The sequence below is a fragment of the Chloroflexota bacterium genome (assembly GCA_026710945.1).
Taxonomy (GTDB): Bacteria; Chloroflexota; UBA11872; order VXOZ01; family VXOZ01; genus VXOZ01.
The window spans coordinates 1-21,313 of the sequence record JAPOQA010000041.1 but is presented as its reverse complement, the minus strand read 5'-3'; the positions used below and the strand labels follow the sequence as shown (position 1 = coordinate 21,313).

Here is a 21,313-nt window from a genome sequence, read left to right as displayed (position 1 = left end):
TCTGTCACGAACGCGGCGCAATGCGAATTCAACGGCTAACTGACACCGTTTGCTTTGTCTCTCGAGCATACATTAATGGGTGAGAATCTTTGTAAAGCAAGCTAAATAGGCTTCGGCACCCAGTTTTCCATTGTATTGTCATTTTCTCTCGAACCATGAGGCCGAAGTCATCCCTCTATGGCGTGTTCAAACAACAAGTACGAGAGAGTCAAGAATATCACGTTGAAAGCAATGAGCAGACCGATCCACGGTGGACCGCCCTCGGCGCCGCTCATGGCATCGCTGGTCGCTTTCACCGCGCCGATGAGCACGGGCACGGTGGTGGGCAGAAGCAGAAGCGGCAGCAGCGCTTCGCGCGCCCGGCTGTGCGCCGCCATGGCGGAGAACATTGTACCGAGGATAGCGAAACCCAGCGTGCCCAATGCGGTAATGAAAATCACGGACGGCTGAAGCACCGGCAGGTTGAAGAGCAGGGCAAACATGGGCAGCGTGACCGCTTCCATTATGAAAAGGAAAATGAGATTTGCCAGGAGTTTTCCGATGAAGAGTGTGCCCCGGTCTATCGGCGCAAGGAGCAGGCCGGTAAGGGTGCCCCGCTCGTACTCGCGCACGAAGGTTCGCCCCATGCCCAGCATTGCGGCAAACGTGATCGTCAGCCACAGCAAGCCGGGGCCAACTTGCGCCACCACCGGCCCCCAGAGATCCAGGGCAAGATTAAAGATTACAAGCGACAGCACGGCAAATGTGAGCATCACGAGCAACAGGTCACGCGCCCGCGCTTCAACCAGAAGGTCTTTCCGGACAACAGCCAGGACTTGCCGCAGGGCGAGACTCACTGCGCTGCTCCCGCCTGGCGCCGGAATGCGTCGTGCAGGGCTGTGCGATCAAGGTCGGCTATCGCGGCTTGATAGACCAAACGTCCCTGGGCGAGCACTGCGACGCGATTGCACAACGCGAGCGCGCGATCGGCGTTGTGGGTGGTCAGAACTATCGTCCGGGGCGGGATGGCGTTGCCTTGCACAAGCGAGGCCAAGAGATCTAGATGCTCTTGGTCCAAGCCGGTGTCGGGTTCGTCCAGGAGCAGCACAGCGGGGTCATGCACAAGGGCCCGGGCCAGAGCCACGCGCTGCTGCATGCCCCGGGACAGATTGCCAATCTGATCGTGGCGCCGGGGGAATATGCCTATGAGTTTCAGCAACCCTTCAACGCGAGATTCCAGGTTTTGCACCCCGTAAAGCCGGCCGTAGAAGAGCAAGTTTTCACGTGCCGAGAGCTCCTCGTACAGGTAGGTACGGTGCGCGACGACACCAACGCGTCGTCGCACCTCGTTCGGCGCATCGGCGCTATCAAAACCCATGACCCGCAGCATGCCCGCCGACGGCCGCAGCGTCGTCCCTAACAAGTCAATCAGCGTCGTCTTGCCGGCGCCGTTAGATCCGAGAACCGCTAGACGTTCGCCTTCGCCGAGAGACAGGTCCACCTGATCGAGCGCGACCTGAGGGCCGTAATACTTCGCAAGCCCTCGCGCCTCAACGGCCGGTTCCGCCGCGGCAGGTCCCGAATCACTCATCGCCACCCTCTTCGCCCCGCTCCTGATAGTGGTCCATCAAGCGCTGCTTCATATCCGCACGCCGCCGCCGATAGTCGTCTTCAACTATGGCGCCGGCCGCAAAGTCATCATCGAGTTTGGCGATTTCAAGCAGCAACGCTTCGCCGGTATCGGGAGTTGCGGCCGCGGCAACCGGCGTCCGTGCCGCTTTGCGCCGCCAGCCGCCGCGCATACGATAGGCCGCATAGAGCAGGGGCAGTACCAGAACCACCCCTAGCACGCCAAAGATGCCGGCCTGGGACCCGCCCACACGATCAACTAAGCGCTGAAGCCGCACTCGCAGTGATGGCGCGGGTAAGCCTTGAACTTGCACCGCTACTTCTGCCCGCGCCGCCAGCGAATCGGTAGACCCCACCAGGTAACGGCGGTCGCCAATTGGCGTGGCCTGGATCTCCAGTTGTTCCGTTTCGAAGCGCAATCCATGCTCTTCAAGCGCAAAGACGGCAAACTGTTCGGTGGGGTACACCATGCGTTTGGTGAGGTCTAGCGTGCTGCCGGAGTAGGGCACCTGGTAGCCAAATGCTACTTCCCGTTCGCCCGGCGGCAGCGGCATGAAGACACCGAATCCGCGGTCGATCTGCACGATATTCTGCGCATTGAGCCCGCTCAGCATCGTGAGGTCTTGCGCATCTGGAGGAAGGGCGAAGCGCAGGACCCTGTCCATCACCGCCCCACCACTTGCGACGCCGGTGGCAAGGAACGTGCGGTCGCTTTCGTTCGCCAGCTTCACCACCTCGATGACGGCAAGCATGCCGCTGCCTTCTTCCATCGGAGCGATGATGAGCACGTCGGTCAAGACTCGCACCACGCTCGCATCCTGGCTTACATCATAGATAATGATCGGCGGCGCTTGAATCTCGGTGCTCTCGGCGAACTGCAACTCCGGGGTGTTGTACGGCACACGCGCATGAGCAGCCACCAGGACAAAGCCTAGTGTGGGGTCGGTAGGAAGGTCGGAGAATCGGTATGCGGCTTCAGCGTCGATAACCTGCGTGCGCTGTTCTACAATCTCACCTTCACGGAGGAAGTAGAGGGTCACTGCTACGTCAGCCGGTACGCTGCCACCCGCGGTGCCGTTGACAACGGTACCTGAAATGACGCCGTCTGCCGCTGCGAGAGTAGAGGGGAGCAAGAAGACCAGGAGAATGCTGCAGAACAGTGCTCGCGCGAGGCGCCTTGGCAAGAAGCGTAAGTGGGAGGCGAACGTACATTCGCCGGTTGAGTTTCTCGCCGTGCCGGAGCGGATGGATTCCCGCTTTCGCGGGAATGACGGACTACGTGCGGGGCAATTCAATTGCTGTCTCGTGGTGCCTGTCACTATTCATCTCTCCACGCTATACCGCCGTCGGTGCTGCGGTATACCTCGCCAGTCTCCGTCACAGCGAGCACCGTGCGGGCGGATGCCGGGTCTACCGCGACTGCGGCAAGTGGCTTGCGCAAGGGCAAGTCTACCCAGGTCTGGCCTGCCGCTGTCGACAAATACAGTCCGGTGTGGGAAGCGGCATAGAGCACACTGCCGTCCGCAGCGCCGGACAAGGCGCGCACGGGGCCCCGCAAGGCCATGGTCACCGCACCGCTCGCTGCCCGCCACGTTGCACCCTCATCGCTGCTCACCTGCACTCTACCTGAATCTGTCGCAATGAAGAGCAGCGGAGCGCTCCCGCTTACGAGAATCGCCACGATACTCTCGTCGTCCGGCGTAGCAACCGGACCCCACGATCTCCCACCGTCCTGGGAGCGATAGAGACCGGTGCCGGCAAAACTCGCGTAGACTTGCGTCGGCACAAAGGGATTCACCGCAGCCGCCAGTATCGCCGCGTCCGGCAACGAATCCGGCAAGGTCTGCCAGGAGCGTCCGGCATCGGCGGTCACGTGCACACTGTCCGCCGTAAAAACGTAGGCATATCCATCACCGGCAGGTGATACGGCAATAGCGCCGGGCACAGCATCGAGCGTACTTTGCGTCCAGGAACGCCCCCCGTCGCGGCTCTCCTGTATACCGTCGACACTTGCCATCAATACTTCCCCGGGCGCGACGTAGGCAATTCCAACCAATGCCGTGGCGTCGATCTGTGCAATTGGCGTTTGCTCGGTAAGCGTACGGGCCGAAGAACTATAGAGTTGATAGATTGCGCCGAATGCGAGCAGCACCAAAACGACCGGTACGCCAACCCATAGCCAATGCATGCGGCGCGCCATGGCAGGCGCTGAAGTCTCCGCAGAAGGCGAAAGGTCGGCAGGTGTCTCCGGCTCCCCTCGAAACCGCCCGCGAATGCGCAGGACCTCTTTTTCGATGGCATCGCTCCTAGCGGAGACCTCGCTCTTAGCGGAGACCTCGCTCTCAGCGGAGGCGTCACTAAGCGCGTTCGTATCACTGACTTCGGTCGCATCGCCCAATGCGCCTCTTTCGCTTTGCCGCGCTTCGAGCAGCGCGAGTACCCGTTGCTTCTGCGCCTCCCGCAAAGCCGCGTATTCATCCTCGGTGAGGTCGCCGTGCTCGTGCTCTAGGTCAATTTCTTCAAGTTCCTGGTAGAGCAGCAAGGTGCGCTCAGCGAGGTCGTCGCGGGCACCATCGGCCACAACTTGCGCGTGGGCGCCCTTGCGCCGCACAAGCGGCCACACAACCCACAGCAGCGCAGCCACCCCGAACACGCCTCCAAAGACCAGTACGCTCATGTGCGCTTGTCCTGCTTGTAGCGCGCAAACTCATCCTCGAAGACTTGCTCCAACCTGCTGGAGGGTGTTTGCGAATGGTCGGTAGGAGCTAATGTACCGGTGGAAGATGCAGGCCGGGTTTGGCTCCAATTCCAAAGCACGGCGCCAGCGACGGCGGCGCCAAAGAGCAGTACGCCGATAGAGGATATCCACAGCCAGAGACTAAAGCCCTCCCGGCGCGGCTCAAGCAGCACGTCCTCGCCATAGCGGTCGACAAAGTACTGGATGATGGCGTCCTCACTCTCGCCTTGCGCCAGTTTCTCGCGAATCACTTGCCGCATCTCTCCTGCCAATTGTGCTTGAGAGTACGCTACCGGCACATTCTGGCAAACCGGGCACTTGAGCTGCTTGGCAATGGTCACGGTCTGCTCGTCGATACTCGCCGCTCCCGCTGCGGCAGGAACAAAATTGAGCAAGAGCGCTGCACAGAGCAAGGCTGTGCGAAATGTCACAGACAATGTGCGCGGCTTCACAAGCCACAATTGTGTACGAGGAGATTCATCGCCGCCGGATGAATCTCGTCTGATCATGGGTATTCCTACCAAGTCAATTCTCTTCATCCCGGTGGCTCCTTAAGGCGGCACCGTGCCCGGCGCCAAGCGGCCGCTGCGCACGTCAACGCGCAGGGGCGCAGGCTCCGGCCACCAGGAAATTAAACCGCCAATGACGAGGAGCGCACCGCCCAGCCAGAGGAACGCTACCAGGGGGTTTACGAAAATGTGGAAACTCGCCGCGCCGTCTTCACCGTAGGCCGCCATCACGATGTACACGTCGTCAAGTTGCGGATAGACGGTCTTGATCACTACCTCGCTAATTGGCTGGTCTTCCCAGTTTTCATAAACGACTTTCTGAGGCGCTACTTCAAACGACTGGCTGGCATTGCGCACGAGCATCGAAGCGATTGTACGCTGCTTGCCCGGTTCGCTCCACGTCGTGAGTCCTTGATACGCCACGGTGTATTGCCCGACTTGCACATTCTGGCCCGGGCGCAAACTCACGGAGCGCTCCGTCTGAAAGAATGAGGAGCCAATAATTGCGATCCCCATTATCGCCACCCCGACGTGGACGAGGTACCCGCCGTAACGGCGGCGATTATAGCGAAAGACCGCGAGCAATGCGGCAGGGTACATCGTCTGCTGGGCGCGCATGAGGGCGAGGGCCGTGCGATGAAACTCCCGCAAGGCGACTACAAAGGCAAAGGTGCAGGCGGCGACACTCAGTATCGTCCAGGGCGAGCGCGCCCCAAGCACTATGGCAACAACCGTAATCAGCGCAGAGACGGCCAGCGTTATGCGCAATCCGCGCATGAGAGCCCGCGCCGCGCCGCGCCGCCACGGCACAAGCATGCCCAAGCCCATGAGCGCGACCACGGCCAGCAATAGCGGCCCGTTGACTTGCTGGTAGAAGGGCGCGCCGACGTTGATTTTCCTCCCCTGGATTGCTTCCGAGAGCAGGGGGAAGATGACGCCGAGAAACGTGACGAGAATGATTGAAACGAAGAGCAGATTGTTGAAGAGGAACGTCGCTTCGCGCGACAGCATGGAGTCGAAATTGTGCTCGTCCCGCAGTTGCGGGAGGCGCAGCATGAGCAGCGTGAGCGAGACGATGAGACTCACTGCCAGGAATCCAAAGAAGTACGGGCCGATTTCGGACACCGCAAACGAGTGAACGGAGGACAGAATCCCGCTCCGCACGACAAATGTGCCGAAAATGGCGAGGTTGAAGGCCACGATGATGAGCACCATGTTCCAGACCTTGAGCATGCCGCGCCGTTCTTGCACCAGCACCGAGTGCACGTAGGCCGACATGGCAAACCAGGGCATGATCGCGGCGTTCTCCACGGGGTCCCAGCCCCAGTAACCGCCCCAGCCGAGGACGTGATAAGCCCACCACGCGCCCAGCAGGTTGCCCAGCGACAAAAAGAGCCAGGCGAGCAACGCCCAACGCCGGGTCGCCTGGAGCCAGCGACTGTCCACCCGGCCGGTAATCAACGCGGCAATCGCAAAAGCAAAGGGGATTGATACGCTCATATACCCGGCAAGCAGCATGGGCGGGTGCACAAGCATGCCTGGGTCCTGCAAGAGTGGATTGAGGCCGCGGCCGTCGGGCGGCACGGGCGACACGGTCTCGAACGGCGACGAAATGAAGTTGAGCACGACGAGAAAGAACGACTCGATGATCATGAGCGTAGCTATGACGTATGGGATAAGCTGACGGTCGGTGCGAAAGTGAAGCAGTACGACAACTGACGAGAGCAACGCCAGCGTGAGCGACCAGTAGAGCAACGAGCCGGCCTGGCCTCCGTAGAACCCGCTGAAAAGATACGCCCATGGCTGTGACCGTGTTGACTGGGCAACTACGTACTTCAGGCTGAAGTCGTGGGTAACAAACGCGTACATGAGGGTGAGCGCGGCAAGCGCCACCAAGACGGCGACGGCAACCACAGCGTTGCGCGCGCTGGCTACCAACTCCGGTATGCGCAGCCGTGCCCCCAGCACAGCGGCGAAGGCGCTGTAAAGCGCCGCCAAGAAGGAAATGAAGAGTAGCGATGTTCCGATACTTGCGGTCATTGCGATGGTTTTGAGTGCTTCAGCCTGCTATCTCGCATGTACGCCAACTGCTTGCCGGCGGCTTGGAAGCCCATGTTGTTGACTCCGTTGGCCGGAAGGATTTCCTTACTCCTCGTCCTCGACGGCGACTGCCGTGCCGTACCGTACCCCACCAATTCGGACGCGCCCGACATTACCGTGGAAGTCACGAACCGGACGCCAATCACTGCATTTGCGCCCATGTCCGTTGCCTCGGCCACCATCCGATCTGCGGCCAGCTTGCGCGGCTCCGCCATGAGCCGCGTGTATTCGGCGATTTCGCCGCCGACAATGTTACGAAAGTCCGCCATTATGTCACGTCCAACGCGCCGCGACCGCATGATGTTACCCTACACGCGACCTTCACGGCAACGATTCGCCTGCATGGTACGTCTTCCGTTGTCGCCAGTATCATCACGTCTTTCTCCCTCGCCACTCAGTACACTCAGAGCCAATACAGCGCCTACGACACGCAGTGGCAAGGTATTTTCTGCAAGTCCCATGCCGTCGCATGGCGGGGACGCCGCCAAGACTCATGCCCCCTGACCGAGCCCAGAGTAGCCTGCCGGAGCACAAAGATACCGCCCATCCCACCTGCGAGGATGAGCGGCCATGTCGTCACTTTCGTTCGACCGGCACAGCGGCCAGCAAGCGAGCATACGTATCCTGCCAATACCCGGGTAGCACGCAATCAAGATGATGTGTAATCACCGCCGCTTGCAGGCGCCTCCTCGAACCGCGACGGGCACTTTGCCAGCAGCGTGTGGGCATGATAGACGCCATCCAGTCCCTGTTTGCCTTCGACCACGACCTGAGCATGATCGCCAAAAATGTCGGGGACAACCCCGCTGTACACGACAGTCAGTTTTCCGCTCGTGTCCTCGACTTGGAAGCGCACGTCCTGAGTTTCGGCGCTGCGTTCGATGGTACCGGGAACCACATTGCCGGAGACTCGTGTCTGCTGAGTTTGCGCCTCCGCGCCCATCTCTGCCAACTCGCTCACCGTGATGTAGTACGCCGTGCCGGAGGGCAATGCGGCCACAATCAGGTAAGCGACCGCCAACAGGATGATGATGCCACCCACGAGGATCTTGATGTCGAAGACTCGCCGGCTACTCCCGCCGGCACGTGGCAACGCCGCCTCTTTTGCCATTTGGTTCGGCTTCCTCCAGCTTACAACGAGCGTATCGCGTTTTCCGCAATTACCTTGAGCAGATCGGCCAACAAGAGCACCACACTACCGGCAATCGCAACCTGCACAACCGGCGAGCGCATGCGCTGGCGGATGCCCGGTACGGCCGCTCCCTCTTGCCGCTGCGCGCCAATCGGTTTGCGATCTCCCGACCGCCGCAGCCCACCGGAAACGTATACCATCCACACTACCAATAGTACCTTAAGCACCAGGACGGCAATGTAATCCAGGCCTGGATTCACCGACGTCAGCCGGTCGTACGTCAGGATGGCGCCGGAAATGAAGAACGTCCAGATGCAAACTTGCACGATCTCATGGAACTGCCACTCCACCCCTTGGCGGATCTTTCCCCAGCCGGCGGCCTTCTCCGCTGTGTCCACCGCGGGCCGAATCGCCAATAGGTAGAAGAACGTTCCACCAATCCAGACCACCGCCGCGGACAGATGCACCCAACGCAGTGCAACACGGAGAAAGTCTAACGTGCTCACACTTGGCGCTATCCTCGGTACCGCGTTGCCCCAGGCTCAATTCCTTGCTAGTGTAGCATGGTGAACCGGCGGGATGTGTACGCGAGACGACAATCCGGGCGAGGTGATGACGACGGTCGCGTGCGGACGGAGATACGCGCGTAGTTCGACACGGTTGTCCTGATGAACAGGGGTGACGGTAGCGCAGGTTTGTAACCTGTGCAGTGTCTCCGGGCAACTTACCTGCGATGAGGCGGGGGACGGTAGCACAGGTTTGCAACCTGTGCCGTATCTCCGGGCAACTTACCTGCGATGAGGCGGAGGACGGTAGCACAGGTTTGCAACCTGTGGCATGTCTCCGGGCACATTCCCTGCCAAGAGGCGGAGGACGGTAGCACAGGTTTGCAACCTGTGCCGTTTCTCCGGGCACATTCCCTGCCAAGAGGCGGGGGACGGTAGCACAGGTTTGCAACCTGTGCCATGTCTCTGGGCAACTTACCTGCCAAGAGGCGGGGGACAAGCCCCCGCGCTACGACTTTGGCTCGCAATCCTGCGCAGAGCGAGCCGTGAAAGGGAGTACGGTGGGAGTATCTACAGTCACAGGATTCTGTTCGCGCGTAGCGCGGGCAGCCGGATTCCATCCGGTTGGCACCGCGCCGACCTACCTTGCGCACGTGGCATTAGAGTGCGAGGTGCCGTGGGCGCGTGAAGTAACGGATTCGGCGACCTTTCCCGCAGCAGTGGGAGCTGTACTCGCTCGCGCCGCCGAGGACGGTATCGAACCCCGCGTAACCGGCCTGATGCCGGATCCCGAGTACTCGCAAGCCGGACTCACCCGCCTGTTCTACTTCACGCATTCCGATGAACAATCGCCTGTTTACGCTAAGCAAGAGTTCCTTGTCCCTCCGGCGCAGCTCCCGGCGCTCGTGGAGGCGCTGCTGTATGGGCAGGATGATTTGCAGCGCTTTGCCGCGTACGAGCAAGACACCGGGGGCATCCGTGAGGTGTTCGTGTGCAACCACGGCAGCCGCGACCGCTGTTGCGCCACCTTCGGCTTTAACATCTACCGCGAGCTCCGCGAAGTCTATGCCCGCGCACAGCCGGAAGGCCTGCGCGTCTGGCGGTGCAGCCATCTTGGCGGGCACCGCATGGCGCCGACGCTGCTCGACTTACCGGAGGGCCGCTATTATGCCTACATTACCGCCGATTCCCTACCCAATCTTGTGGCGCGCAAAGGATCGTTTGCTGCGCTTGACCGGCAGTATCGGGGCTGGGGACGGCTGTCGCCGCTGGAACAGACCGCCGAGCATGCAGTTTTGATGGCCGAGGATTGGCCGTGGACTGCGTACCGTGTAAAGAGTGAAGTGGCCGTGAGCGACGAGGACGACAACAGGGCCAATGTGACGCTGTCTTACACGTTGCCCGATTCCTCGCGCGCAGGATCGTACAGGGTCAGCGTGCGCGAAGCAGCCGAGCAAATGCTCACGTTCCCAAGCTCCTGCGGCAAGGAAGACGAGCCGCAGCCACAGTATGTGGTGGAGCATATAGAGCGGCTATTGTAGTTGCCGCACGCGTTCCACGATGACGTCCTGTAGCGCTGCACCCACCGGCGTGGGATAGGTGATCAACACGCGCAACTCGCCGCGGGGATCGATGAGAAACACCACGTTCTGATGAACCACCTCGCCCGGCTTGCTCGGTTTCGGCTCACCCGCTGACACGTAGTACCCAGCTACTAATTCTGCAATTGCATCCCACTCTCCGCTCAGAAAATGCCAGGAGAGATTCTGTTCAAGCCCCTGGCTTTGGAGAAACGTCTGCATTGCGTCCGGCGTCTGCTCCGCAGGATTGACGTTTATTGCCAGTACCAATAGTCCATCTGAATCTGCTCCCAACTGCTGCTGGGCAGCGGCAATCTCCTGCGTTAAGAGTAGGCAGTCGTCGCTGCACAGAGGGTCGAGAAAGGTAAGCAGCACCACCCTACCTTGTTGGTCCGCCAGGGAGACCGTTGCGCCGTGTTGATTCTGCAGGGCAAACTGCGGAGCGGGGGCGCTCTCGAGTTCCGTACCGGTATAGGTCAAGGAACGGCCGGCAATGTACGGCCATACATACGGCATGAAGGGAAATACCTGCGGATTGGCCTGCGTCAAGGCGAACGAGGTGATCAGGAATACAACCACCGCAAACGCCAGCGCTTTGGCGTGTCGAATTGGATCTCGCATATTCTCAGCTTAGCAGAATCCGCCATGCGCGATGCCCTGCACTCTCGCGAGCACAGAGGTCGGCAAGTGACCGCAGGCACTCATAGACAAGAAGCGGTTTCAGCCAGTCTCAATGATTGCCTTGGAAGGCTAGAAGCCATAGTCAACGTCCCTACAACGTTTGACCGCACCAGCGCTCATGCACGCTGGTGCGGTCATCGTTCGTTTTCCAGCTAGGACTTCTTGCAGCCAATCCGGGCCGGCAGCCTTTACTCCACCGCTACCGCACGAATTGAATCGTCATGAATGTCAGAATTTGCGGTCTGGTACGGCTGCCAGATCCCGCTCGTTAGCAACACGCTGGCGCCTGCATCGGTGGCTACCCAGACTTGCCCCGCCGCGTCTATGGCGATGTCATAGACGTCGTTGCTCGTGATGCCCGAGGCAAAGCTGTTGTGATTCACCCAGTTGGCGCCATTGTACACGCTGACCCCGTTTAGCGTTGCCAGCCAGACTCTTCCGTCCGGGCCTACGGTAATATGGCGTATCGTATCACTGGCGATGGCAGAATTGGTGGTTGTATAGTCCGTCCAAGTCACACTATCGTATACTTTGACACCGTGGCCGTTCGTGCCTACCCATACATTGCCCGAATGAGCCGCCAGACTCGTGGTATCGATGTTCTGGAATATCTGCCAGGTGCCGTCATTGAATATCGCGGCGCCATTATCCGTGGCCAGCCACACACGGTTGAGATGCTCGTTTATTATCAGCACGTCTCGGACGACATCGGACGGGATATTGGAGTTGTCCCTGTCCAATTTCTCCCATCTTACGGTGCTACCTGTAATGCGACCGAATGAAGCGCCGCCTCCGTCCGTGCCGACCCAGACCAGGCTACCAAGTACGTGCACAGATGTAACCTCATTCGCGGCGAAGCCTGACGAACTCGTTCTGAAAGGCAACCAAGCACCGCCACGCAGCCAACCCAAGCCGTTCTGGGTTGCAAACCACTTCGACCCGTCAGAGGCAATAAAGATATCGTTGATCTCGTCGCTCGGGAGAGGATCTTTGAAGGAGCGCGTCGTTTCCCAGTTGGTGCCGTCAAAGTGAGAAACGCCCTTGTCTGCTGTCCCGAACCAGACGCTCGTGCCAGCAGGTACCACGGGAGCCGGCACAGGCGTAACCGTAGGTACCGGCGTGGCCCCAGGAATTGGCGTGGCTGTGGGTGAAACCGGTGTCCCGGGCCTCGGCGTGGCAGTCGGCACAACAACCACCGGCCGTCCCACTGAGTCATGCCCCTTAACTACACGGGGTACAGTGTATTGCTGCCCCGGAGAGAGCGCAGATACGGCATTGAATGCCGTGTACGTCCGCCAGCTATTGTTCGGGTAATTCAGATTGCGCAGACTGTCACCGAGAAGCTGCAGTTTGACCGGCTCTGGGTCTTCCCTGTGAAACTCCAACACTGCTGCCTGGAAATACTGGCGAATAAAGCCGGGTGAGGCTGATTGAATGTGCAGCGTCCCCGACGCATTTGTATCAATTCTGGCATCAGTCTTGGGAAAGCCGAATGCATCTACTCCTCCAAGCGATTCATAGAAACTCTTGAAGCCGGTATAGATGCCTCTGATCGAAAAGTCTGAGACCTTATGGCCCCACGGGCCCACGACCTCTCCGGGGTGGGGGTTAGTGCGTCCCAGCTCCACCCCAAGGTCGACACTGCCGCCGGAGCCGCCGCCAAAGAAGTCCCATGCCAGGCGCCGCTCCATCTCATAGCGCCCGAGATCTGGACGCCAATGCCAGTCAACCACGCCGCGCTGGTAGTATTGGGAAAGGTTTCCGATCTCTTCTTCTACTACCTCAGAGGTCGGGAATCCCCACCGTGTCAGCCCGCCGGTCGCGTTGTAGTGGTCGAGGAAGTTTACGCTGTGCGATGCACCATTCCGCGTGACTTGAAGATTTGGGATATTGTGCCTCAGCGTGCCATCGTCCGAGACAACGAAGACGTTCTTGGTTACCACCGCCGATGTAAAAGTCGTCGCTTCCTGCGCACTGACAGGCATCGACACTTGGGTGAATAGAATTGCAACCAGGGCAAGCGCCCCAGTTACGTGACGTACCCGGTTCATACATCGCATAGTGGGATAATTCTCCTCTTCACAGTCGAATTGGCTGCCAGAATCTTCTGATTTCACTACGAAAGTGCCGCTAGTGCACATCAAGGGGGTTTAGGGAAAGTGCCCTTCCCTAAGTTGAGGCTCGCGTGAGAGATACGCACGCAAGTTACGTACCCCTTGAGAGTACCATAGTTTTCGATGCATGTCAGCTAAGCATAGGCTAAGGCTAGGTGCGCGTTTACGAATAGCGCCGCGCGTGACTATAATAGCGTGTCTTTGTCTAGCATTGGCGGGGTTGGGCGTGCCCCTCCGTTGTCGCAGCCAGTTGGGAGCATTTGATCGGCCCGCCGTGCCAGACTGATGTTCATTCAATATGGAACTGAACCGATCCTGCGCGCGGCGCGGCAACATCGCTTGAGCCGGCGGACACCACCAGCGAAGACTCTAGCTCAAGTCTCGCGGCAGTGGCGACCGCTCCCCGGCTGCAAGTACGAGGGACGTATCGAGAGATTTTGCCCAGGAGAAGTGCACGGATATGAAAGCATACATTGCCGTTGACATGGAAGGGATCAGTGGCGTCATCATCTCGGAGCAACTCTTGCACGGCAGGTTGTTCTATCAAGAAGCGCGCCGCATGTTGGTGAATGATACGAATGCCGTCATCACCGGCGCACTCGACGGGGGCGCTGATGAAGTTGTCGTGATAGACGCCCATGCCTCCGGGTTCAACTTCATGTATGAGGAATTGCACCCCGACGCCGACTACCTCATGGGTGGCGCCCACCAGGAACGATTCCCATTCTTGGAAGATTCCGATGTCATGATGTTGGTGGGCTACCATGCCATGTCCGGCACGGCAAATGCCGTGCGGGACCACACCATGAGTTCGGCTTCCTATCAGGACATTACGATCAACGGCCTGCCGGCAGGGGAAATTATGATCGATGCCGCGATTGCCGGTGCGCACGGCGTGCCGGTCGGTCTGGTCACCGGCGACGATAAGGCCTGCGCCGAGGCCCGTGATCTCCTCGGGGACATCGAGACGGCGCAAGTGAAGCAAGCCCTGGGGCGCCATGCGGCGCGCATGCTCTCGCCACAGCGGGCGCGGGAATTGCTGCAAGAGAAAGCGCGCAGCGCCGTGGCGCGCGGGCGTGAGTTCACACCCTACACGGTCAGCCCGCCGGTGACGGTGCGCATTCGTTACAACAGCACGGACCTCGTCGACCGCATTTACTTTGATGGGGAAGGCTGCACTAAGATTGACTCGAGAACTGTCGAATACCGCGGCGACAGCGTGCTGAAGGCGCTGAGCACCGCAAAGCTGATCCAGCCGTATTCCGCGCCGGGTGGAGACACACTCTGATGTCGGCGCCACGTGAGTACGAGGTAGCACAGGCGCTTTATGTCATTCCGAGCGGAGCGAGGAATCTAGAGTAACGCGCGGGAGCTTGTCCCCAGGCCGGCCCGGTGCTCGGTCGACACGGAGAAGATGGATTCCCGCCTACGCGGGAATGACGGATCGGGGTGAGGCGCGGAAGTGATGAGCTTCAGCCGCCGCACCCGCATAGACGAGAGTCTCGGGCAAGCGCAGGGCCTGTCCCGTACTCGATACGGAATTGCAAACCTACGCTGCCGGAGGTCACTCCTGCGCAGGCGGGAAGTTTGGGGTTCGGCTCTGCACGGGAGTGGCGAGGAATTTTGAAATAGCCTCACGGCATAGCGACACACGTGCCGAATGCATAAGGAGAGAACCATGGAACGCTACGTTTGGCAGCACATGAACCGGGACGAAATCGCGGAGATGCGCGACCACGACGCGGTGGTTATTCTGCCGGTCGGGTCAATCGAGCAGCACGGCCGCCACCTGCCGGTGGATACCGACATCTTTTTGGCGGAAACCGTTGCTTTGGCGGCGGCGCAAGAACTCGTATCCGAAGTGCCGGTATTGATAGCCCCGCCGCTGTGGACGGGTGTTTCACCGCACCACATGCATTTCACCGGCACGCTTACCCTGTCCGTTGACACGTTCTCCCAGGTGATTGCCGAGGTCGTAACCTGCATGTGGCAGCACGGGTTCCGGCATATCTTGCTGCTCAACGGCCACGGTGGCAACGATCAGACCATGAAAGCCACCACCATGAAACTTGGCGCCGCAGGCATCGAAATCGCCGCCGCGACGTACTGGGACCTAGCAGCCGCTGACATCGCGGCAGTGCTCGAAGGCGAACGCAAGAAAGTCGGCCACGCCTGTGAAGTTGAGACGTCACTGATGCTGCATCTCAGACAAGAATTAGTCGACATGAATACCACGGTAAAGGACATGAGATTCCCGCCGTCCCGCTTGCCCTCGGGCGGTCCCGTCTACTTCTGGCCGGTCTTTGATCCGGGCACAACCGGCGTGAATGGCGATCCTACTCTGGCAACGGCGGCAAAAGGCAAAGTCCTGTTGGACGCCATCACCAAGAATCTCGTCGCGTTCATCCGCACGTTTCATAAGACACCTATGTCCTAATACTATGAAAATCCGGGAAATACGGACGTACATTGTCGACGGCCAGTGGTGGAACTGGGTCTTTGCCAAGGTCACCACGGACACCGGTCTCCACGGCTGGGGGGAAGCGCCGCTGGCGTGGAAGGAACACACTGCGGCTACCGCTATCAAAGAACTCGGCGCCGTGCTCATCGGCGAAGACCCACGGCACATCGAAGCCAATCTCCAGCTCTTGCACCGCGGCGAGTACGGCGGTACCGGGCCGGTCTACAACACCGCCATCAGCGCGTTGGAACAGGCGTGTTGGGATGTCAAGGGCAAGGACGCCGGGCTGCCGGTGCACGCGCTGCTGGGCGGACCGTGCCGCGACCGCGTGCGCGTCTACGCCAACGGCTGGTTTGAAGGCGCGAGCACGCCGGACGAATTTGCCACGGCAGCCCAAACGGTGGTGGCGCAAGGTTACACTGCCCTGAAGTGGGACCCCTTCACTTCATGGATTACAGCCTCGGAGCGGGAAATCCAGGAAGCAACAGCCAGTGTCGCTGCCGTGCGCGAGGCCGTCGGCGACGAAATTGACCTCTGCATTGAGGTGCACGGGCGCCTCAATGTCACAAGCGCGATTGCGGCCGCTGAAGCGTTGCGGCCCTACCGGCCGTTTTTCTACGAGGAACCGCTCCGACCGGACAATCCCGCCGCGTATGCCAAACTGGCGCAGGCGCACATCGGTATGCCCATCGCAGCGGGCGAACGCTTCTTCACCCGCTGGGGCTTTCGCGAGTACATCGAGCAGCAGATTCTCGACATCATCCAGCCCGATGTCAGCCACACGGGCGGCATCTTGGAGGCCAAGAAGATTGCGGCGTGGGCCGAGACCTACGACATTCCCGTGGCCCCCCACAATCCGTACGGCCCGGTGGCAATGGCGGCAACCCTCCAGGCGGTGGGCAGCATCCCCAACGTGCTCATCCTCGAGTCATTCTTGTTCGGCTGCCCCTGGCGGCAGGATATCGTCAAGGACTCGCTGGAAGTCCTGCAACCGGACGGCACGCTGCGCATACCTGACGCGCCGGGACTGGGCATTGAACTGGATGAGGAAGAGTTGCGCAAACACCCGTACCGAAACATTCCCACGCCCTGGAGCCGCCCGACCGTGGATACCTGGGGCGGGTCTATCTTCAATTTCACAGCGAAAGGAGAGCAAATGTCTGAAACGCCCAAGACGTTCAGCACCTTAGAGGTAGCTGAGCGCGAGGGGGTATCGAGACAGAGAGTAGGCCAGCTTATCAATGCCAAGCGCATTCCAGGAGTGAAGCGCATGGGCAGAGACTGGCGCATTCCGAATCCGTACACGATACTTCCAGGCAAGACCGAAGCGATAGGGGGGCGTCCTAAGGGTGCATAGATATTTGTGATCCAACTGCAAACGCAGCCAAAGGAGTAGCGCGGTGAGCGCGTCAAATCCGCAACTGATAATGGTACGCCCGCATTTGGAAGACCTGCCCCCTTTGCACGTGCCGGAACCCTACCGCATCCGCTCCTATCAACCCAATGACGAGGTGCTGTGGACGGAGCTTGTGGGGGTAGCCATGAACTCTCGTTGGACGGTGGAAGCGTGCCGCGAGAACATCATCTCAGCACCGGGATTCGATCCTGGAGGCATGTTCTTTGCCGTTGAGGGCGAAGCTGTGGTCGGAACCGCCACTGCGTTTCATGATGAGAAGAACCCGCCCGAGCGCGGCACCGTGCACATGGTGTGCGTGCACCCGGACCACCGCGGTGCTGGCTTGGGGTACTGGCTTTCCCTCGCGGTCTTGCACCGCTTACGGGAGCGAGGCTTTGAATCGGTGCAGTTGCTCACCGACGACGTGCGTCTCCCGGCAATCCACATCTATCTGAAGCTAGGCTTTGAGCCGTTCATGAGCCACGAGAGCTACCCCGCCCGCTGGGAAGCGGTCATGAAGACGCTCCGCGCAACCGGCTTTGCCTAAGGTGCGTCTACACTTCGCCGTCATTCCTGTAAGTGTCGACTAATTCGTTGACAGACTTGGGAGAAAGATCGATGGATGTACCTGCGTATATGACCATTGCACATGTCATTCCGAACGGAGCGCAGCGTAGTGTCGCTAAGAGCGCGGAATCTAGAGTGTTGGGTCTACAGACTGCGTAGAGTATGGCACTAGATTCCTCGCTTTCGCTCGGAATGACATTAGTTCAAACACAGCCTAGAAGATCCCCAGACCGGAAGTAATCGAGAGCAGCCCGGAGCACAGCACGACAACCAAGACGACACGGCGAAAGTGCACCTCCGGCACTCTGCGCGACAGGAAGCTGCCAAGCACCATGCCCGCGACCAGCGTCGGCAAGAAGAGCAGCGCAAACCGCACCACCTCTCCCGTAATGAGCCCGCTCGCCGCATGGGCGGGAATGGTTAGGGTGTTGAGGAATACAAAGTAGGCTGCCAGGTTTGCGCGAAAGACCTGCTTGAGCATGCCTTGATTGGAGAAGAAGAGGATCACCGGCGGTCCGGCCATGGCTATACCCGAGGCAAGCAGTCCGCTCGCAATGCCCACCGGCGCGAGTGCGAGTTTTTCGTTCTTAATTTCGAGATTGAGGCCCAGGAGCAAGGCGAGCGCGAAGAGCACAATCACGACGCCGGTAATGGCCCTTAGGGCGCTCTCGCTCAAGGCGAGAAGCACGTAGATTCCAAGCGGCAACCCAAACAACCCGGTCAACATCAACGGCCAAATGCGCCGTACGTCAACCTTCTTGATTACTTCCAGAAGTATGAGCAGCGAGAGCAAGAGGATGTGCGTTGTCACGGCAGGCACAACCACTCGTGGCGGCAGCACAACCATGAGCAGCGGCACACTGACCAGCCCGTAACCGAATCCCGTCATGCCGGCAACCGTGGCAGCAAAGAACGTCACCATGCCGCCGAGCAAGAGAAGTGTTTGAAACTCGGTCAAACTAAGCAGCGACACGCGCGACCTTCCATGCCGGGAACTCTTGTGAAACTAGCAGCATCTACTTTGCCGATTCGTCCGTGTCCGTTGCAACTATGCGGTCCGTCTGGACTCGATCGGCATGCTCTTGCCAGCACAAGATTGGGCCTCATTGACCAACCGTAGCGCGGGAGCTTGCCCGCCACTTCTCGCTGCCAACAAGGAGACACCGTCTCGGCACGGCGGCTTACCCGCACGCGCCCGGGAGCGCGGCTGAGTCCGCCTCGGCGAGAGTCTCGTTGCTCACGGCACACGCTGCGCGACGGTTTCCATTGCAACGTCATGCTGTGCCGCGGCTTGGCCGGGAACCTGCCGGATCGTGCCGTATTCTCTCTGCACGACGCCGCCGGTGCGGACGTCAAACGTAACGGCATGAAACCGGCTGTCTGCTGTTTCAAGCGGTTGTCCGCCCGCTGCCGTTTCACTCTCCTTCGACGCAACCATGTAACGCACACACGCGCGGAGCCTATCCGGGTCGTAATCCATCCTGGTTTCCAGCACCGTTTCCCGTTGTGCCGCGACGCGTGATTCTGTGCAGCTCGGCGCACACCCGTTCCCCATCGCTGCCGGCGCACGCTCAATGCGCATCTCACACAGCGAACTCGGCGCGCCATCGTACGCGGCAAGCAGGGCGCGTTCGTTCATGCGCTGTTGCACCTCCTCCAGCGTGCCAAGACCGAATGCGGTGAGGAGTCCCCATTCAGGAGCAGTCAAAGCCGGGCACCGCGGCGACCGGAGCCGAGCGTGCTCAAGACCGTCGAGCGTCTTGAACCCCTTGCAGCGAAGCGCCGCTACCTGGTCAAGATGCTGTTCCGCCGCTTGCTTCCTGCCCATGCGGATGACCTAGCTGTAAGAGAGTGCTCGCATCCAAAAAAGAGCGTTCGCAACTGCAAGAGAACGTTCGCAACTGCAAGAGAGCGCTTGCAACTGCACAAGAGCGTTCGTTACTGCAAGAGAGCGTTCGTTACTGCAAGAGAGCGTTCGCGACTGTAAGAGAGCGTTCGCAACTGTAAGAGAGTGTTCGCGATGGAAGATTGGGCAACACCATCCGTTCGCCCTGAGCTTGTCGAAGGGTGAATGGAACCGCCGTGAGTTGGCAAAAGACTATTCATGCTTCGACAAGGGCTACGCGAAGCCGGCCGCGCGCAGCCCTCAGCACGAACGGTCTCCATCGGCTCTACAGGCTCCCTCTAATGAATTCGCAAACAGGCTCTAAGTCGTTAGCAATCGATTGCCTAGCAAGGAACAAGATTCACTAAAGGAGGGAGTTTCCGTAAGGCCGTTTCCATTCGGAACGGTCTGTCCTCGCCCGAAAAGGCCAGTCTCCGTTCGGAACGGCCTGTCTCCGTTCGAAAAGGTCCATCTCCGTTCGTCCTGAGCCTGTCGAAGGATGAACGGAGACGCAACTCAGCTCGCCTCTGAAGTTCGTCGCAGGGGCCTCACATCTATCCAATCAGCACTTCGCGCGGTATCGTGGCCGCTGTAAGTGGCAACACCAACCCAGCGCAGCCGGTATTGTACCATGGAGAATGCGAAGACCTATCAACTCAGGATGACATTACATGGGATGCCTGTGGCAAGTCTATAAGACGCTCGCAGTTTTGTTCTTTACCTTATTCCTCGTGCTTATCCTCGTGGGCGTCATTCTGCTCGCAGGCGTTGGTGCGATTGAAGTGCCGGGGCTGAGCTCGCTCTTTGGCCTCGACGCCGCAGCGACCCCGACGCCTACCACAGCAATCGCCAGAGATCCTGCGCCTGCCCAGACTCCCGTTAGCGAAGCGGTTGAATCCGGCACGCCCGTGCCAGGTTCAATGGCGACACCCGAGGTAGTCTCGGAACAAACAGCGGCAATCCAACGGGCTGAAGACGCTATTAGTCAAGCCGACGAACCCGGTCGCTTCACAATTGAGGCCACCGACAGTGATCTCACGGCCCTGCTGGGTGAGGTAATCTCTTCGCTCGATAGTCCGCCCATAAGCAATTTGGTCGTCACGTTCGAGCAGGATGCGTTCGTGGCGAGCGGCACGGTTACGACGCCGTTTCGCGCAAACATTCAGGCCAAAGGGCACTTTGTCATTACTGAGGACACCGTAGAGATCGAATTCACCGAGGCGCTACTCGGCGCACTGGCAATGCCGAAGGTGTTGCGGGACCAACTCTCCGCCCAAGCGAACGAATTCCTGGCATCGAATGTCGGCGAAGCGCAAGGTCTGCGCATCGACAGTGTCGAGATTTCCCCCGGAAAGATAATTGTCACCGGCGAGCGCCTTGAGGAGGAGTAGCCGGACCCTGAGAGCCGGCGAGGATTCTGGCGCTCTGTGTAGGGAGTAGTCACTTACCCAATTGCCTGGAGCGTGGTGCGAAGGGATCGACGTTTCGTGCATCGTTGCTTTACGCCATGCTCCAGTGTCCCACATCCGACTCTGACGACAGTGGATTCTGTACTATGCGTAAGTGAGGACGTTTTTCCCGTACCAAGGTACTGTACTATGAGTAAGTTAGGATGTGTTTTCCCGTACCAAGGTACTGCACTATGACGCGGATGTGGTCACGAGCCACAGGAGGACTCTGCACAAGCCGGGCCGGCAGGCGAGAAGACCTCCCTCTCCTTGGGAGGCAGTCTCGTAAGTCGACTCGAAAAGCCATATCGTGCTTCGACAAGGGCTTCGCGCAGCACTCAGCATGAACGGATTGTTGCCTGTTACGCTCGCCCCCGTATCAAGTACGGGGCAGGCTCTGAGCCTGTCGAAGGGCAAGTGTACACCGAGCGATACTTCTATGAGACGTCCTCTTGGGGAGAGGGTGTATAGACCTGACACATAGTTTACAGGTGTACGAGGACATACTTTACACATGAGTTGGTATTTCTACACGGGGCAGAGGTCCGCGCAGGTTCAGCTCTGCTATGTGGTGGGTCATGAACCACAC

At 59.5% G+C, this 21,313-nt stretch carries 18 protein-coding genes and 1 pseudogene; 6 read left to right on the top strand and 13 right to left on the bottom strand.

Translation table 11 applies throughout. The features are described 5' to 3' along the window. Nucleotides 1-167: 167 nt before the first annotated feature. The 9 genes and pseudogenes from OXE05_08415 to OXE05_08375 all read right to left on the bottom strand — a co-directional run bounded on the left by OXE05_08415 (nt 168) and on the right by OXE05_08375 (nt 8,592). Nucleotides 168-836, bottom strand: coding sequence for a heme exporter protein CcmB (locus tag OXE05_08415; GenBank protein ID MCY4437337.1), 669 nt, complete (start codon nt 834-836; stop codon nt 168-170). Beyond that, nucleotides 833-1,570: an ABC transporter ATP-binding protein gene (locus tag OXE05_08410; protein ID MCY4437336.1), complete on the bottom strand. Its 738-nt coding sequence runs from the start codon at nt 1,568-1,570 to the stop codon at nt 833-835. Before OXE05_08410 ends, OXE05_08415 begins: the two co-directional genes overlap by 4 nt. Continuing rightward, the gene (locus tag OXE05_08405) at nt 1,563-2,741 is read right to left on the bottom strand and encodes a hypothetical protein (protein ID MCY4437335.1); all 1,179 of its coding nucleotides are present in this window, start codon (nt 2,739-2,741) and stop codon (nt 1,563-1,565) included. The genes OXE05_08410 and OXE05_08405 overlap by 8 nt, the downstream gene beginning before the upstream one ends. A gap of 185 nt (nt 2,742-2,926) precedes the next feature. After that, nucleotides 2,927-4,285 carry a hypothetical protein gene (locus OXE05_08400; GenBank protein MCY4437334.1) on the bottom strand — a complete coding sequence of 453 codons (1,359 nt, stop codon included), beginning with the start codon at nt 4,283-4,285 and terminating at the stop codon, nt 2,927-2,929. Continuing rightward, nucleotides 4,282-4,884, bottom strand: a complete 603-nt coding sequence (locus tag OXE05_08395) for a cytochrome c-type biogenesis protein CcmH (GenBank protein MCY4437333.1) — start codon at nt 4,882-4,884, stop codon at nt 4,282-4,284. Before OXE05_08395 ends, OXE05_08400 begins: the two co-directional genes overlap by 4 nt. 12 nt (nt 4,885-4,896) lie before the next feature. Next, nucleotides 4,897-6,894 (bottom strand): heme lyase CcmF/NrfE family subunit, encoded by a 1,998-nt coding sequence (locus tag OXE05_08390; protein ID MCY4437332.1) that lies wholly within the window; start codon nt 6,892-6,894, stop codon nt 4,897-4,899. Between the two features lie 134 nt (nt 6,895-7,028). Beyond that, nucleotides 7,029-7,327, bottom strand: a pseudogene (locus OXE05_08385) (YbjQ family protein). Between the two features lie 276 nt (nt 7,328-7,603). After that, nucleotides 7,604-8,065: a cytochrome c maturation protein CcmE gene (locus tag OXE05_08380; GenBank protein ID MCY4437331.1), complete on the bottom strand. Its 462-nt coding sequence runs from the start codon at nt 8,063-8,065 to the stop codon at nt 7,604-7,606. A gap of 20 nt (nt 8,066-8,085) precedes the next feature. Beyond that, complete coding sequence (locus OXE05_08375) at nt 8,086-8,592, bottom strand: hypothetical protein (GenBank protein MCY4437330.1); 507 nt, start codon at nt 8,590-8,592, stop codon at nt 8,086-8,088. Between the two features lie 560 nt (nt 8,593-9,152). Between OXE05_08375 and OXE05_08370 the strand changes: the two genes are divergently transcribed. Continuing rightward, the gene (locus tag OXE05_08370; protein ID MCY4437329.1) at nt 9,153-10,133 is read left to right on the top strand and encodes a hypothetical protein; all 981 of its coding nucleotides are present in this window, start codon (nt 9,153-9,155) and stop codon (nt 10,131-10,133) included. On the opposite strand, the gene OXE05_08365 is transcribed toward OXE05_08370, so the two are convergent. Together OXE05_08365 and OXE05_08360 are read right to left on the bottom strand one after the other, a co-directional pair. Beyond that, on the bottom strand, nt 10,125-10,793 hold the full coding sequence (locus OXE05_08365) for an SCO family protein (GenBank protein ID MCY4437328.1): 669 nt from the start codon (nt 10,791-10,793) through the stop codon (nt 10,125-10,127). The genes OXE05_08370 and OXE05_08365 overlap by 9 nt on opposite strands. 248 nt (nt 10,794-11,041) lie before the next feature. Beyond that, nucleotides 11,042-12,913 (bottom strand): hypothetical protein, encoded by a 1,872-nt coding sequence (locus OXE05_08360; GenBank protein MCY4437327.1) that lies wholly within the window; start codon nt 12,911-12,913, stop codon nt 11,042-11,044. 514 nt (nt 12,914-13,427) lie between these two features. On the opposite strand from OXE05_08360, the gene OXE05_08355 reads away from it, so the two are divergent. The 4 genes from OXE05_08355 to OXE05_08340 all read left to right on the top strand — a co-directional run bounded on the left by OXE05_08355 (nt 13,428) and on the right by OXE05_08340 (nt 17,371). Next, a complete protein-coding gene (locus OXE05_08355; GenBank protein MCY4437326.1) occupies nt 13,428-14,255 on the top strand; it encodes a M55 family metallopeptidase in 828 nt (275 codons plus the stop codon). Nucleotides 14,256-14,645: 390 nt separating this feature from the next. Further along, a complete protein-coding gene (locus OXE05_08350) occupies nt 14,646-15,404 on the top strand; it encodes a creatininase family protein (GenBank protein ID MCY4437325.1) in 759 nt (252 codons plus the stop codon). A gap of 4 nt (nt 15,405-15,408) precedes the next feature. Then, nucleotides 15,409-16,785, top strand: coding sequence for a galactonate dehydratase (dgoD, locus tag OXE05_08345; protein MCY4437324.1), 1,377 nt, complete (start codon nt 15,409-15,411; stop codon nt 16,783-16,785). Nucleotides 16,786-16,828: 43 nt separating this feature from the next. Next, on the top strand, nt 16,829-17,371 hold the full coding sequence (locus OXE05_08340; protein ID MCY4437323.1) for a GNAT family N-acetyltransferase: 543 nt from the start codon (nt 16,829-16,831) through the stop codon (nt 17,369-17,371). A gap of 234 nt (nt 17,372-17,605) precedes the next feature. Here OXE05_08340 and OXE05_08335 read toward each other — a convergent pair whose 3' ends face one another. Both OXE05_08335 and OXE05_08330 read right to left on the bottom strand, forming a co-directional pair. Beyond that, nucleotides 17,606-18,364: a sulfite exporter TauE/SafE family protein gene (locus OXE05_08335; protein MCY4437322.1), complete on the bottom strand. Its 759-nt coding sequence runs from the start codon at nt 18,362-18,364 to the stop codon at nt 17,606-17,608. Between the two features lie 264 nt (nt 18,365-18,628). Continuing rightward, complete coding sequence (locus OXE05_08330; GenBank protein MCY4437321.1) at nt 18,629-19,219, bottom strand: hypothetical protein; 591 nt, start codon at nt 19,217-19,219, stop codon at nt 18,629-18,631. A 728-nt stretch (nt 19,220-19,947) separates the two neighbouring features. On the opposite strand from OXE05_08330, the gene OXE05_08325 reads away from it, so the two are divergent. Further along, the gene (locus tag OXE05_08325) at nt 19,948-20,667 is read left to right on the top strand and encodes a hypothetical protein (GenBank protein ID MCY4437320.1); all 720 of its coding nucleotides are present in this window, start codon (nt 19,948-19,950) and stop codon (nt 20,665-20,667) included. Nucleotides 20,668-21,313 lie beyond the last annotated feature (646 nt).

Bases quoted from the DNA above. Each gene is read 5' to 3' on its own strand.
- OXE05_08410 (MCY4437336.1), bottom strand. From the start codon at position 1,570: ATGAGTGATTCGGGACCTGCCGCGGCGGAACCGGCCGTTGAGGCGCGA.
- OXE05_08400 (MCY4437334.1), bottom strand. From the start codon at position 4,285: ATGAGCGTACTGGTCTTTGGAGGCGTGTTCGGGGTGGCTGCGCTGCTG.
- OXE05_08395 (MCY4437333.1), bottom strand. From the start codon at position 4,884: ATGAAGAGAATTGACTTGGTAGGAATACCCATGATCAGACGAGATTCA.
- OXE05_08390 (MCY4437332.1), bottom strand. From the start codon at position 6,894: ATGACCGCAAGTATCGGAACATCGCTACTCTTCATTTCCTTCTTGGCG.
- OXE05_08380 (MCY4437331.1), bottom strand. From the start codon at position 8,065: ATGGCAAAAGAGGCGGCGTTGCCACGTGCCGGCGGGAGTAGCCGGCGA.
- OXE05_08365 (MCY4437328.1), bottom strand. From the start codon at position 10,793: ATGCGAGATCCAATTCGACACGCCAAAGCGCTGGCGTTTGCGGTGGTT.
- OXE05_08360 (MCY4437327.1), bottom strand. From the start codon at position 12,913: ATGCGATGTATGAACCGGGTACGTCACGTAACTGGGGCGCTTGCCCTG.
- OXE05_08355 (MCY4437326.1), top strand. From the start codon at position 13,428: ATGAAAGCATACATTGCCGTTGACATGGAAGGGATCAGTGGCGTCATC.
- OXE05_08350 (MCY4437325.1), top strand. From the start codon at position 14,646: ATGGAACGCTACGTTTGGCAGCACATGAACCGGGACGAAATCGCGGAG.
- dgoD (MCY4437324.1), top strand. From the start codon at position 15,409: ATGAAAATCCGGGAAATACGGACGTACATTGTCGACGGCCAGTGGTGG.
- OXE05_08330 (MCY4437321.1), bottom strand. From the start codon at position 19,219: ATGGGCAGGAAGCAAGCGGCGGAACAGCATCTTGACCAGGTAGCGGCG.
- OXE05_08325 (MCY4437320.1), top strand. From the start codon at position 19,948: ATGGGATGCCTGTGGCAAGTCTATAAGACGCTCGCAGTTTTGTTCTTT.